General features: G+C 76.1%; 2 protein-coding genes (both cut by a window edge). Both read right to left on the reverse strand.

Going from position 1 to position 14,886, the window contains the following annotated elements; all coding sequences use genetic code 11:
* Positions 1 to 11,536: the 5' portion of a non-ribosomal peptide synthetase gene (locus MTQ01_RS18895; protein WP_247491838.1), read on the reverse strand. It extends 4,517 nt beyond the left edge of the window; only the first 11,536 of its 16,053 coding nucleotides appear in the window; the start codon lies at positions 11,534 to 11,536; the stop codon falls past the left edge of the window.
* Positions 11,533 to 14,886, reverse strand: partial view of a non-ribosomal peptide synthetase gene (locus MTQ01_RS18900; RefSeq protein WP_247491840.1) — the end only. It continues 14,412 nt past the right edge of the window; 3,354 of the gene's 17,766 nt are visible here — the last part of the coding sequence; the start codon falls outside the window, past its right edge; the stop codon is at positions 11,533 to 11,535. Before MTQ01_RS18900 ends, MTQ01_RS18895 begins: the two co-directional genes overlap by 4 nt.

Genomic DNA, 14,886 nt, shown 5'->3' on the forward strand with positions numbered 1-14,886 from the left:
GCACCCGCTGGTACGGGAGTCCGTCGCGTTCGGGGAAGACCGTCCGCAGCGTCTCGTGGCGGGCCGCCAGGTCTCCCAGGGCCGCACGCAGCGCCACGGGGTCGACGGTGCCGTGGACGCGCAGCGCGAGCGGCACGTTGTACGCGGCGGTCGGCTCCTCGCTCAATCGGTCCAGCAGCCACAGGCGTTGCTGGGCCGCGGAGAGCGGGAGTTCGGCGGGACGTTCGGCACGGGCGGTGAGCGGCGGTGCGGCGCCGGCCGCGCGCCGCAGCAGTGCCGCGACGGCAGCCGGGGTGCGCGCGGTGAACAGGTCGCGCACCGAGAGCTCGGCGCCCAGGGCGGCGCGCAGTGTCCCCGCCAGCCGCATCGCGGCGAGCGAATGGCCTCCGAGGGCGAAGAAGTCCTCCTGCGGGCCGAACCTCTCCAGGCCCAGCGCCTCGGCGAAGAGCCGGCACACCAACTCCTCGCGCTGGCCCAGCGGACGGCTGGGTGCCGGGTCCGGTGCGGGTGGTGCGGGTGGTGCGGGCAGAGCGCGGTGGTCCACCTTGCCGTTCGCGGTGAGCGGCAGCTCCTCCAGCTCCACCAGCACCGACGGCACCTGGTGCGCGGGCAGCGAGGCACGCAGCTCCTCGAGCAGCGCCGCACCCGACAGGGCGCCGGCAGGGGTGGCGCCGGACCCGGACGCGGTGGCCGGGCCCGTGGTGGGCGCGGTGTCGGTGATGGGCGCGGTGTCGGTGGCCGGCGCGGTGTGCTGGTGCGAACGGCCGTCGTGGTGCGGGCCGTTCGGGACCCAGTAGCCGACCAGGGCCGGCCCGCCGGGCAGATCCTCGCGCACGACTGCGGCGGCGCTCGCGACCGCGGACAGGGCGCGCAGCGCGGACTCGGTCTCGCCGGGCTCCACCCGGTGGCCGCGCAGCTTCACCTGCGCGTCGGCGCGGCCGAGGAAGTCCAGCGCGCCGTCGGGCCGTATGCGCACCAGGTCGCCGGTGCGGTACATCCGGCTGCCGGGCGGCCCCAGCGGATCGGCGACGAACCGCTCGGCGGTGCGCCCCGGAGCGCCGAGGTAGCCCCGGGCCAGTCCGGTGCCGGCGAGATAGAGCTCGCCCGCCGCGCCGGTCGCGACCGTCCGCAGCGCGGAGTCCCGTACGGTCGCGGTCATCCCGTCCAGCGGGACGCCGATCGGCAGCGCGCCGGAAGCCGGCCGCACGCCGGCGGCGGCGTCGACCAGCAGCGCCGAGGTGGCGAAGGTGGTGGTCTCGGTGGGGCCGTACCCGTTGACGAGACGCAGTCGCGGTGCGGCGGCGCGCACCGCTTCGACGGCCTCGGGCGGCACGGTGTCGCCGCCCGTCCAGACCTCGCGCAGCCCGGTGAACGCCTCCGGGGCCTCCTGCGCCAGCAGCGCGAAGAGTCCGGCGGTGAACCACGCCGCGTCCGCGCCTCCGCCCGGCCGGGTCAGCAACTCGCGCAGGCGGCCCGGGTCCAGCGGCTCGTCGGGGAGCAGCACCGTGCGCCCGCCGCGCAGCAGCGGCAGCCACAGCTCGTAGTGGACGGCGTCGAAGGAGTGCGGCGAGTGCATCAGGACGCTGCGGTGGGCGTCGCCGTCGAAACGGCTGTCGGCGGCCAGGGCGAGCAGCGCGCCGTGGCTGACCGCCACCCCCTTCGGCGTGCCGGTGGAGCCGGAGGTGTACATCACGCAGGCCAGCTGGTCCGGCCGGACGGGCACCGGTGCGGGCAGGGCGGCGCGCTCGTCCTGCGGCGGTGCGGACGGGGCGGGCCGCAGCACCGGGTGGTCGGCCAGGAGCGCGTCCCCGGCCGCGGCGGAGCCGTCGTGGACGAGCGCGACGGCGCCCGAGTCGGCGAGCAGTTCCCTGATCCGTGCGGCCGGCCAGTCCGGGTGCAGGGGCAGCTGGGCGGCGCCCGTCCACGCGACCGCGAGCAGCCCGACCACCAGCTCGGGCGAGCGCGGCAGCAGTACGCCGACCACGCGTTCCGGGCCCGCGCCCAGGGCCCGCAGCTCGCGGGCGAACGCGGCCGCACGGGCGGTGAGTTCGGCGTAGTCGAGGGAGGCGGCGCCCCGGAGGGAGTCGGACCCGCCCGGGGACGCGGACGGGGACGCGGCGCCGGCCAGTGAGCGGACCGCGAGCGAGTGCGGGCTGTGCTCGGCGTGGGCGGCGATCGCCGCCGCGAGGCCGGGTCGGTCCGTCGGCGGGCCGGTGGGCGCGGGGGCGCCGGTGAGGGTCCCCTCCGCCGGGTTGACCCGCCCGGTGAGGCTGCCGATCGGCGCGTGGGGCCGGTCGGCCGAGGCGTCCAGCGCGGCTGTCAGCTCGGCCAGTGTGTCGCGGGCGGAGTCCGCGTCCCACAGGTCCGGGCGGTACTTCAGGACCAGCCGCAGCCGGCCCTCGCGCAGCGTCACGGCGAGGGTGAGCGGGTAGTGGGTGGCGTCCCGGCCGCCCACTCCGCGCACCTGGAGCCCGGCGGCGTCCTCGCTGGCGCCGAGCGACGCCTCGTCGAACGGGTAGTTCTCGAAGACGGTCATGGTGTCCAGCAGCACCGGCAGGTCCACCGCGCGCTGGATCTCGGCGAGGCCGAGGTGCTGGTGGTCCAGGAGCGCGATCTGACGCGCGTGCAGTTCCGCCGCGGCCTCGGCCGGTGAGCTCCCGGGAGCGAGCCGGACGCGGGTGGGCAGGGTGTTGACGAAGAGCCCCAACATCCCGTCCACACCGTCCAGTTCGCCGGGTCGGCCGGAGACGGCGCTGCCGAAGACGACGTCGTCGCGGCCGGTGAGCCGGGAGAGGGTCAGCGCCCAGCCGGTCTGCACCACGGTGTGCAGGGTGGTGCCGGCCGAGCGGGCGGCGGCCTCCAGGGCGGAGGTGCGTGCGGGGGTCAGGGTCACTTCGACCTCGCCGGGCGGCTGCTCGCCCGCCGCCGCGGCACCGGGCGCCACCAGGGTGGGGGCGTCGACGCCGTCAAGCGCCTGACGCCAGGCGTCGACGGCTGCGTCCCGGTCCTGTTCGGCGAGCCAGCCCAGGTAGTCCGCGTACGGGCGGCGGGCAGCGGGACGGCGGCCGGCGTAGCAGTCGAAGAGGTCGGTCAGCAGCGACGGCGTGGACCAGCCGTCCAGGAGCAGATGGTGGTGGGTCAGCAGCAGCCGCCACCGGTCGTCGGCGACGCGCACCAGGGTGCAGCGCAGCAGCGGCGGCCGGTCCAGCTCGAAGCGGTGTGCGCGGTCGGCGGCGGCGAGGGCGGCAAGTTCCGTCTCGGCCGCGGTGCCGGAGCGGCGCAGGTCGTGCTCCTCCCACGGCAGCGGGGCGCGGGCGGTGACGAACTGGACCGGCCGGCCCGAGGCCAGCTGCCGGAAGCCGGCGCGCAGCACGGCGTGCCGGTCGACCACCGCCTGCGCGGCCCGGCGCAGCCGCGCCGGTTCCAGCGGGCCGGTCAGCTCCAGTTCGAGCTGGACGAGGTAGACGTCCGCGGCGTCCGGCTCGGCGAGCGCGTGGTACGCCAGGCCCTCCTGGAGCGGCGAGAGCGGCAGCGCGTCGGCCAACGCGGGTACGGCCGTCTGCAGTTCGGCCACTTCCGCGGCGGTGGGCCGCAGCAGGGGGAAGTCGCCCGGACTGTGGCCCGCGTATCCCTCCTCGGTGTGCCGGCGGGCCAGCTCCTCCAGCACCGCGGTGAAGCGGCCGGCGAGCGCGTGCACGGACTCCTGGTCGAACAGGTCGGCCGCGTAGGTCCAGCGCACGGTCATCTCCGGGCCGTCCTCGCCGTCCAGGGTGGCGGCGTTGACGTCCAGCAGATGGCCGTCGAGCAGGGTCGGCAGACCGCCGGTGTGCACGGAGTCGGACTCCGGGGCGGGGGCCCAGTGCCCGGTGGACGTCGCCGCACCGAAGCGGCCCAGGTAGTTGAAGGCCACCCGTGCGCCGCTGGGCGCCTGGTCGTGGAGGACGCCGTACCCGCTGCCGTGCCGCGGCACCGCGCGCAGGGCGTCCTTGACCCGCTTGACCGTCTCGCCGGCGTCCGCTCCGGGCAGCGCGGTGCGCACGGGGTACTGGGTGGTGAACCAGCCGACGGTGCGCGAGAGTTCGGCGCCCGGCAGCAGGTCCTCGTGCCGGCCGTGCGACTCCAGGTCCACCAGCGGCGGGCCGGACTCGCCCGCCAGGGACGGTTCGCCGGCCAGGGCGGTGGCGAGCGCGGCGAGCAGCAGATCGTCGGGGCCGGCGTGGAAGGCCGCGGCTACGGAGGTGAGCAGCGTCCCGGTCAGTTCGGGGCGCAGCACGGTGCGCAACTCGCCCTCGGGGCGGGGCGGTCGGTCGTACGGGTCGTCGGCCGGCCGGGCGTCGTCGGAGGCGCCCGGTTCGGCGCCGAGGGTGTGACGCCAGTGGTCCGCCTCGTCGGCGAAGTGCTCGGGGCGGGCGGCCGTTCCCGCGCTCCAGCGGGAGAAGGGCGTCGCGGGTCGCAGCGGCGCGACGCCGGCCACCGCCTGGGCGAGGTCGGGCAGCAGTATCCGCCAGGAGACCCCGTCCACCACGAGGTGGTGGACGACCAGCAGCAGCCGTCCCGCGCGGTGGGGGCCGCCGCGGAACCACACCGCGTACAGCAGCCGTCCGGTGTCCGGGTCGAGCGCGTCCACGGCGGCGGCGGACCGCCGGGCGATCTCGGTGCGCAGCGCGTCGGGGCCGGCGTCCGCGGTGTCCACCACCGTCAGCAGTTCCTCGGGGTGCGGCACGGTGTCGGCGATCACCAGCACCGGGGCGTCCGGCCCTTCCCGCACGGCGCGGGCGCGCAGCAGTTCGTGTGCGGCGACCAGGGCGGAAAGCGCCTCGCGCAGGGCGGGTTCGGTGAGCTCGGCCGGTGTGGTGACCAGCATCGACTGGTGGAAGGTGCGCCGGAGGGCGGGCTGCCGGAGGAGTCGGCGCATCAACGGGGTCGGGGTGACGGTCCGCTCCCCCGCGCCCGTCGAGCCCTCGTCCGGGTCGGGGCCCCCGCCACCGCTCGCGCCGGCGGCGTCCGGGTCGAGGCGTTCGGCCGCCTCCGCCAGCCCGGCCGGGGTGTGGTGCTCGAAGATCTGCCGGGCGCTGAGCACCCAACCGGCCCTGCGCGCACGGGAGACGAGCTGGATGGAGGAGATGCTGTCGCCGCCGAGGGCGAAGAAGGAGTCGTGGGCGCCGGGCGGGGTGTCCAGGCGCAGCACCTCGGCCACCAGGGCGGCGAGTTCGGCGGCGACGCCCTCGGCCGCCGCCTCCTGCGGTGCGGCGGCCGGTGCGGGCAGCGCCGCGCGGTCCACCTTGCCGTTGGGACTCAGCGGCAGCGCGTCCAGCTCCAGCAGGACGGCCGGCACCGCGTAGTCCGGGAGTTCGGCCGCCAGGGTGCGGCGCAGCGAGACGAGCGTGGGGCGGGGCCCGTCGGCCGGCTCCTGCTCCCGCACCAGATAGCCGGTGAGCACCGGCCGGCCGGGCCGGTCCTCGCGCAGTGTCGCGGCGGCCTGCCGGACGCCGGGCAGCGCGGCGAGCGCGGACTCCACCTCTCCCAGCTCGATCCGGAAACCGCGCAGTTTGACCTGGTGGTCCGCGCGGCCCAGGTACTCCAGATCGCCGTTTCGGTTGCGGCGGGCCAGGTCGCCGGTGCGGTACATCCGGCTGCCCGCCGGGCCGTGGGGGTCGGCGAGGAAGCGTTCGGCGGTCAGCCCGGGCCTGCGGTGGTAGCCGCGGGCCAGGCCGGACCCGGCGACGTAGAGCTCACCCGTGGTGCCGGGAGGCACCGGCCGCAGGGCGGCGTCGAGCAGGTACACGCCGGTCTCGGCGACGGGCGTGCCCACCGGGACGGCGCCGTGCGCGCCGCGCAGCGCGCGCGGGTCGCACGCCCACAGGGTGGCGTCGACGGTGGTCTCGGTGGGGCCGTAGGAGTTGAACATCCGGCGGTCGCCGACCGCCCGGTCGCGCACCAGATCGGGCGGGCACGCCTCACCGGCGACGATCAGCGTGCTGTTGTCGGCGATCGCGTCGGAGGGCAGCGCGGCGAGGACCGCGGGCGGCACGGTCAGATGGGTGACGCCGCGTTCGGTGAGGAACTCGGCGAGCGGTTCGCCCAGTCGGCGTTCGGCGGGGACGATCTCCAGGGCGGCGCCGCTCAGCAGCGCCATCACGATCTCCCAGATCGAGGTGTCGAAGCTGAGCGAGGCGAACTGGAGCACGCGCGAGCCGGGTCCGGTGCCGAAGTGGTCGACGACGGTGCGTGCCAGCGCCGGCAGCCCGCTGTGCTGGACGACGACGCCCTTGGGCCGGCCGGTGGAGCCGGATGTGTAGATCATGTACGCGGCCGACTGCGGCGACAGCTCCCGCCACGGCTGCGGCTGCGCGGTCGGCTCGCCGGCTGCGGTCGGCTCGTCGACCGTGGTCGCGTCCAGCTCCAGCAGCGGCGCCGGGTCCGGCAGGGGCGGCACCGACTGCGTCGTCGAGGCGGTGGTCAGGACCAGGGCCGGCCGGGCGTCGCGCAGCATGTGGGCGACGCGCTCGGCCGGGTAGTCGGGGTCCACCGGCAGGTAGACGCCGCCTGCGCGGACGACGGCGAGCAGCGCCACCACCGCTTCGACGGTGCGCGGCAGCACCACCGCCACCCGGTCCTCGGGGCGGATGCCGTGCGCGGTCAGCCGCGCGGCGAGGGCGGCGCTCTCGCTGTCCAGTTCGCGGTAGGTCAGCTCGCGCTCCCCGGCGTCGAGCGAGGGGCCGCGCAGCGCGGGCAGTTCGGCGTGCTCGGCGGCGCAGGCGGTGAACAGGCCCGGCAGGGTGGCCTCGGCGGTGCCGCTCGGGCGCACCTCCGCCTCGGTCGGCGGGGCGAGCTCAAGGGCGCGTTCGGCGGCGGTGAGCAGCTCCGGGCGGTGCAGCGGGGCCTGCGGGTCGTCGGCGATCGCGGCCAGCAGCCGGGCGAAGCGCAGCGCGATCGCCTCGGCGCCGGCCGGGTCGAAGAGATCGCGGGCGTACTCCAGCACTCCCTCCATGCCGTCGCTCCCCTCGCGCTCGGCGAGGGTGAGGGTGAGGTCGAACTTGGCCGCGTCACCGGTCGTGGGCACGGTCGTCGTCGTCACACCGGGCAGGCCGATCTCGCCGCCGACGCGGTTCTCGTGCGCGAGCATCACCTGGAAGAGCGGGTGGCGGGCGAGCGAGCGCTCCGGGTCGAGCACGTCCACCAGGTGCTCGAAGGGCACGTCGGCGTGGGCGTAGGCGGCCAGGTCGGTGTCCCTGACCCGGCGCAGCAGTTCCAGGTGGGTCGGGTCGCCCGAAGTGTCGGTGCGCAGCACGAGGTTGTTGACGAAGAAGCCGACCAGATCGTCCAGCGCTCTGTCGTGGCGGCCCGCGACGGGCGTGCCCACCACGATGTCCTCACCGCCGCCGATGCGGGTGAGCAGTGCGGCCAGCGCCGCGTGCGCCACCATGAACATGGACGCGCTCTCGGACCTGGCCAGTTGCCGCAGCCTGCGGTGCACACCGGCCGGCACGGTGAAGTGCACAAAGCCGCCCCGGTGGCTGGGCACCGCCGGGCGGGGCCGGTCCACGGGCAGCGGCAGCTCCTGCGGCAGCCCTGCCAACTGGCGGCGCCAGTAGTCGAGTTGACCGGCGATGACGCCGCCTTCGGTCGGCGCGTCCTCCTGCCAGCCGAGGACCTCGCGCTGCCACAGGGTGTGGTCCGCGTACTGCACCGGCAGCGGCTGCCAGTTCGGGGCGTGTCCGGTGCGGCGGGCGTCGTAGGCCCCGGCGAGGTCGCGCAGGAGCGGTCGGGCGGACCACTGGTCGGCCGCGATGTGGTGGACGACCAGCACGACCAGGTGCTGGCGGGCGTCGGCCGGGGCGGTGTGCGCGTCGGCCGGGCCGGGGTGCGCGTCGTCGTCGAGTCGGATCAGGGTGGCGCGCAGCGGGATGTCGCGTTCCAGGTCGAAGGGCGCGCGGACGAGGGCGTCCACCGTCCGCCCGGTGTCCGCGGCGGCGCTCCGGGCGTCCGGGGTGCGCACGGTCAGCGGTTCGGGCAGCTCGGAGAGCGCCAGCACCTGCTGGCGCGGACGGCCGTCGGTGGAGGGGAATACGGTGCGCAGGCTCTCGTGCCGCTCCAGCAGGTCGGCCACCGCCAGGCGCAGTGCCGGTACGTCCAGCGCACCGGTCAGACGTGCCACGAACGGGATGTTGTAGTCGCCGTTGGGGCCGTGCAGCTGCTGGAGGAACCACAGCCGGCGCTGGGCCGGCGAGAGGGGCAGCACCGCCGGGCGCGGGCGCGGACGCAGCGCGGGCTGTACGGACGCGGTGTACCCGCGCGCCTCGACGAGGCAGGCCAGTGCCGCGACGGTGGGGCTTTCGAAGACGTCGCGCACCGAGAGCGCGACGTCCAGCACCGAGCGCAGCCCGGAAGCGAGCCGGGTGGCCAGCAGCGAGTGCCCGCCGAGCGCGAAGAAGTCCTCGTCGGCGGCGACGTGCGGGCGCTCCAGCACGGCCGCGAACTCCGCGGCGATCCGCTCCTCCAGCACTCCCGCCGGGGCACGGCCGGTGGAGGCGCGCTCCTCCGGCTCCGGCAGCGCCTTGCGGTCGAGCTTGCCGTTGCCGGTCAGCGGCCATCCCGGCACCACCAACACCGCGGCGGGCACCAGGTGTTCGGGCAGCCGTCCGCGCAGCGCCGCGCGCAGCTCGTCGGGCTCGGGGGCCGTGCCGGGCGCTGCGGTGACCCAGCCGAGCAGCCGCTGTCCGCCGCCCGGCGCGGGGCGTGCCAGCACCTCGGCCTCGGCGACCTCCGGAAGCGAGGCCAGGGCCGCCGCGGCCTCCGCGGGTTCCACGCGGTAGCCGCGGATCTGCACCTGCTCGTCGGCGCGGCCCGCGTACTCCAGATCGCCGTCGGCGGTCCAGCGCGCCAGATCGCCGGTGCGGTACATCCGCGTTCCGCTCTCGCCGAAGGGGTCGGCGACGAAGCGGGTGGCGGTGAGCGCGGTGGCGCCGAGGTAGCCGCGGGCCAGGCCGTCTCCCGCGACGTACAGCTCGCCCATGACGCCCGGCGGTACGGGACGGAGCGCGGAGTCCAGGACACGCACGGCGAGGTCGGCCAGCGGCCGGCCCACCGTGCTGTGGGCTTCCGGCTCCTCGCCGGGCTCCGGCAGTTCGTGGTGGGTGACGTGCACCGTGGTCTCGGTGATGCCGTACATGTTGACCAGCTCCGGCCCGTCCGGGCCGAAGCGGCGCTGCCAGGGAGCCAGCCGCGCCGGATCGAGCGCCTCGCCGCCGAACACCACGGTGCGCAGGCAGAGTTCACCCGTCGATCCGCCGGTCTCCTGCGCCACGGGCGCCTCCTCGGCGAGGATCGTCTCGGCGAGCTGGTGGAAGGCGGAGGGCGTCTGGTTGAGCACCGTCACCCGCTCCCTGCGCAGCAGCGCCGCGAACTCCTCGGGCGACCTGGTCACCTCGCGCGGGACCACGACCAGCCGTCCGCCGGTCAGCAGTGCGCCGAAGATCTCCCAGACGGAGAAGTCGAAGGCGTAGGAGTGGAAGAGCGTCCACACGTCCTCGCCGTCGAAGGCGAAGTCCTCGGCGGTGGCGTCCAGCAGTCGCAGCACGTTGTGGTGCTCGATTGCGACGGCCTTGGGCCGGCCGGAGGAGCCGGAGGTGTGGATCACGTACGCGAGCGAGCGCGGGTGGACCGGGACCTGCGGAGCGGTGCCGGGTCCGTTCTCCAGCAGCTCCGCGGTCGGGGGCGAGTCCAGCGCCAGCCAGGTCGTGGACGGGGGCAGGTCGGCGACGCGTTCCGTGGTGGTGAGGCCCAGCACCGGTCGTACGGCGCCGAGTTGGTCGCGCACCCGCTCCGGCGGCGCGTCCGGCAGCAGCGGCAGGTACGCCGCGCCGGCACGCAGCGTGCCGAGCACCGCGACGATCTGGAGCGCGGAGGGCGGCAGCGAGAGCGCCACCAGGTCCTGCGGCCCCACGCCGTGTTCGACCAGCAGCCGGGCGAGCCGGGCGGAACGGGCGTCCAGCTCGCGGTAGTCGAGCGAGAGGGCGCCGTCGGTGACGGCGACGGCGTCGGGGGTGAGGCGGGCGCTTTCGGCGAACCGCTCGGCGATGCCGCCGGGACGGGGAGCGAAGGTCTCGTAGGCCTCGCCGTCCTCCAGCACCCGCCGCCGGTCGAGTGCGGAGATCAACTCCACCGCGCCCACCGGCTGTTCGGGGTCCTCCACCAGCGCGGCCAGCACCCGGCCGTACGCCGCCGCGAGAGCCTGCACACGCGACGCCGGCAGCAGATCGGGTCGGTACCGGAAGGCGGCACGGGGCTGCGGGCCGGGCTGGACGACGACGGTCAGCGGGTAGTGCGTGGCGTCCTCGCCGCGCACCGATTCGACGGTGAGACCGCCGGCCTGCTGGGCCCGGGCGAGACCTTCGTCGTCGACGCCGAAGTTCTCCACCACCAGCAGGGTGTCGAAGAGTTCACCGAGCCCGGCCGAGGCGGTGATCGCGGCGAGGCCGAGGTGCTGGTGCTCCAGCAGCGCGGTCTGACTGCCGCGCACGGCCAGGGCGGTCGCGCCGAGCGCGGCGTGCGGCGGTGCGTGCACGGCCACCGGCAGGGTGTTGATGAACAGGCCGATCATTCGCTCGACGCCGTCGAGTTCGGCCGGGCGGCCGGAGACCGTGGTGCCGAAGACCACGTCGGAGCGGCCGGTGAGGCGGGCCAGGGTGATGCCCCACGCCGCCTGGTGGAGGCCGGCGGCGGTGTGGGCACCGGAGGAGACGAGCCGGGCGAGGCCCTCCGCGGTCGCGGCCGGCAGCACCAGTTCGTACTCCGACGGTGCCTGCGGTACGGCGGCGCGGCCGGCGGCGGGTACGAGCAGGGTCGGCTCGGTGACGCGGGCCAGCTCCCGACGCCAGGCCAGCTCGGCGGCCGGCCGGTCGCGGTCCGCGAGCCAGGCCAGGAAGTCCCGGTAGGGACGCACCTCGGGCAGGCTCGGAGCGTCGGCGGCTCCGCGGTGGTGCGCGTAGGCGGCGAAGAGCTCCTTGCCGAGCAGCGGCATCGACCAGCCGTCGAGCAGGATGTGGTGCGCGCTCAGGACCAGGGTGTGCTGTTCGCCGCCGTGGTGGAGCAGCGTCGTGCGCAACAGCGGGGGCGAGGCGAGGTCGAAGCGGTGGGCCCGCTCCTCGGCCAGGATCCGCTCCTCGGCCAGGGCCCGTTCCTCCTGCGACGATCCGGAGAGGTCGATCTCGCGCCAGGGCAGCGTCCAGTCGGTGGGCACCGCCTGGACGGGCCGCTCCAGTCCTTCCCGCAGGAAGGCCGCCCGCAGGTTGGGATGGCGGGTGAGCACCGTGTCCACGGCCCGGCGCAGGGCGGTGGAGTCCAGCTCGCCGCGGAGCCGGAAGACCAGCCGCACCGTGTACACGTCCAGCCCCTGCGGGCCGGCCGCGGGTGAGCCGTCCCCGGCGGCGGCGTCGTCGAGCGCCGTCGCCCCGGAGAGGTCGGCGTGGAACAGCAGTCCCTCCTGCAGGGGTGTCAGCGGAAGGATGTCCTCCAGCCCGTTCTCCACGCTCACCTGTTCCTCCATCGCTCTCGCAACCGTGCGGTCTGTTCGGGACTGAGCGGCGACAGCGGCGGCCGGGCGCTCGAAGTGGTGGGCGCCGGGCCGGTGTCGGCCGGGCCCGGGTCGTGCGGGTCGTGCGTCTCCGTGGCCGCGGCGGGCTCGGCGTACGGGCCGGTGGGTGCGTACGGGCCGGTGGGTGCGTACGGGCCGGTGGGTGCGGCCAGTTCGGTCAGCGCGGCGGCCCAGTGCGCGGCCAGTCGGCGCACGGCCTCGGCGCCCGAGGCGCCGAGCGCGATGGGCGCCCAGGTGAAACGGGTGTGCAACTGCGGGCCGTCCGGCGTCTCCCGGGTGACGGCGTTGACCTCCAGGGCGTGGGCCATCGGCAGCTCCGGGTCGATGGCGCCACCGAGCACACCGGCTTCGGGCGCCGGCGTCCACGGCCGCTGCGCGGCGGCGGTCGCCGCCCCGAACCGGCCCAGGTAGTTGAAGGCCAGTACGGGCGCGGGGAGTTGGTCGAGTCCGGCCGGGTCGGGGGCCAGGTGCCGCAGCAGTCCGTGCCCGATCCCGCTGTCCGGGAGCCGTTCCAGCGCGTCCCGGGTACGGGCGACGGTGCGGCCGGGGTCCTCGTCGGCCCGGGCCTCCAGGCCGACCGGGTAGAGGCTGGTGAACCAGCCGACCGTGCGCGAGAGGTCCGCGCCGCCCAGGATCTGCTCCTCGCGCCCGTGGCCCTCCACGTCCACCGGGAAGCCGACGTGCTGCTCGCCGCTCCAGGCGCACACGGCCCGGGCGAGCGCGGCCAGCAGGACGTCCTGCACCCGTGCGCCGTGGCGCGCGGCGGCGTCCGCGAGCAGTGCGCGGGTGACCGGCGCGTCGAGTGTCTGGCTGTGGTGCATCGCCTCGCCCACGGTCCCCCAGGCGCCGGGCGCGGCGGGCGGCAGTGGACCGGTCGGCGACGGGATCGCCGCGCCGGCCCGGTACTGGGCCCGCCACAGCTCCGCCTCATCGCTGCGGCCGGGGGCGAGCCGGCCCAGTTCCTCGGCCCAGACACGGAACGGGGTGGAGGCGGCCGGCGCCACGGGGCCGGGCCCCGTTCGCAGCTCCTGCCACGCCTGTGCGAGGTCGTCGGCAAGCACCCGCCAGGAGACGCCGTCGACCACGAAGTGGTGGATCACCAGCAGCAGTCGGCCGCAGCCGCCGTCGGCCGGGAGGTGGGCGCGGGCCCGTACGGTGCGGCCGGACTCCGGGTCGAGCCCGTCGGCCAGCTCCTCCACCGCCGCGGTGAGCGCGGCCTCGTCCGCGGGCGCGGCCTCCCGGATCTCCAGACTCGGCGGTTCGCTCTCGGCCGGGACCTCGAAGGTGTCCTGTGCGGGGTGGAAGCGGGCGCGCAGCACCTCGTGGCGGCCCACCGCCGACGCCAGCACCCGGTGCAGCTCGTCGGCGGTGATGCCGGCAGGCAACGTGAGCAGCATCGACTGGCTGAAGCGCCGGACCGGCCCGCCGCGCTCCAGCAGCCACCTCATGACCGGGGTGAGCGGTGCGCGTCCGGTGGCACGTCCCAGGGCGGACCCCTGCGCTCTCGGGCCGCCCACGGTCTCGCCCCGGGCGGCCAGCAGCGCGGCGAGACCGCGCACCGTGGGCTCCTCGAACACCTCGCGCGGGGTCGGCGAGAGCCCGGACTCCCGTGCTCGGGAGACGAGTTGGATGGAGAGGATGGAGTCGCCGCCCAGCGCGAAGAAGCTGTCCCGCGCGCCGACACCGGGCAGGCCCAGCACCGTCGCGAAGGCTTCCGCGAGCCGCTCCTCCACCGGTCCCCGCGGCGCCTCGGCGCCGGTGGCGGCGGCGAAGTCGGGGGCCGGCAGCGCCCGGTGGTCCAGCTTTCCGTTGGGGCTCAGCGGCAGCGCGTCAAGCACCACCAGGGCACTGGGCACCATGTGGTCGGGCAGTGCGCGTGCCAGCGCGGAGCGCACGGACTCGGTGTCCACGCCCTGCGGTCCGGCCGGTACGAGGTAACCGACCAGTCGCCGCGGTCCGCCCGGCTCCTCGCGCACGACCGTGGCGGCGGAGCGGACCTCGGGAAGGGCGTGCAGCACGGCGGTGATCTCGCCCGGCTCGATCCGGAAGCCCCGGATCTTGACCTGGTCGTCGCTGCGTCCGTGGTGGTGCAGCACACCGTCCGCGCCCCGGGAGACCCGGTCACCGGTGCGGTACATCCGGGCGCCGGGCGGACCGTCCGGCTCGGGCACGAAACGTGCCGCGGTCAGCGCCCGGCGGCCGAGGTAGCCCTGGGCGACACCCGGTCCGGCGACGTACAGCTCCCCCACCACATCGGCCGGTACCGGCCGCAGCAGGTCGTCGAGGACGTGCAGCCGCACTCCGTCGGTGGCGGTGCCGATCGGCGCGCCCGCCCCGGGGACGAGCGGAGCGCTCATCGTCACACAGGCGGTCGCCTCGGTCGGGCCGTAGGCGTTGACCATCCTGCGGCCCGGTGCCCACCGGGCGACGAGCGGCGGCGGGCACGCCTCGCCGCCGACGATCAGGGTGCGCAGGCACTCCAGGCCCTGCGGCTCCAGTCCGGTCAGCGAGGTGGGCGGCACCAGCGCGTGGCTGATCCTCCGGGCGGCCAGCGTCTCGCCGAGCAACCGCCCGGCCAGCGGCCCCGGTTCGGGCACCACCAGGGTGGCACCGCTCGCCAGCGCCATCAGCGTCTCCATCACGGAGGCGTCGAAGGACGGCGAGGCGAGTTGCAGCACTCGGCTGTCGGCGTCCAGCGCGAAACGTTCGATCTGGGCGGCGGCCAGGGAGGCAAGCCCGCGGTGGGTGGTGACCACGCCCTTGGGGCGTCCGGTCGAGCCGGAGGTGTAGATGACGTACGCGGGGTGGTCGGGCCCCGGTGCCTGCGCCGCGTCGGGGACGGCCCGGGTGCCCGCGGTGGTGGGGGCCGGGGTCTCGGCGGCGTCGGCCCGGGTGTCGGCCGCCGTGGTGGAGGTGTCCGGCTCGTCGACGAGGAGTGCGCCGGGGAAGCGTGCGGCCAGGTCGCTCGCGGTGACGAGCAGCGCGGGCCGCGCGTCGTGCAGCATGTGCGCGATCCGCTCCGGCGGATAGTCGGGGTCGATGGGCAGCTGCGCCGCGCCGAGGCGCTGGACGGCGAGGCCGGCGACCACCAGTGGCACCCCGCGCGGCAGCGCGACCGCGACCAGCTGCCCGGCGGCGGCGCCCGCGGCGCGCAGCCGCTGTGCCAACCGGTCGGCGCGGACGAGCAGTTCGGCGTAGCTCAGCCGCTCGTCGGGGCTCTCCACCGCGGTGGCGTCGGGCCGTGCGGCCGTCTGTTCGGCGACCAGCTGCGCCCAGGTCCTGGGCGGTGC

It is taken from the genome of Streptomyces sp. XM4193 (genome assembly GCF_023072595.1).
Taxonomy (GTDB): domain Bacteria; phylum Actinomycetota; class Actinomycetes; order Streptomycetales; family Streptomycetaceae; genus Streptomyces.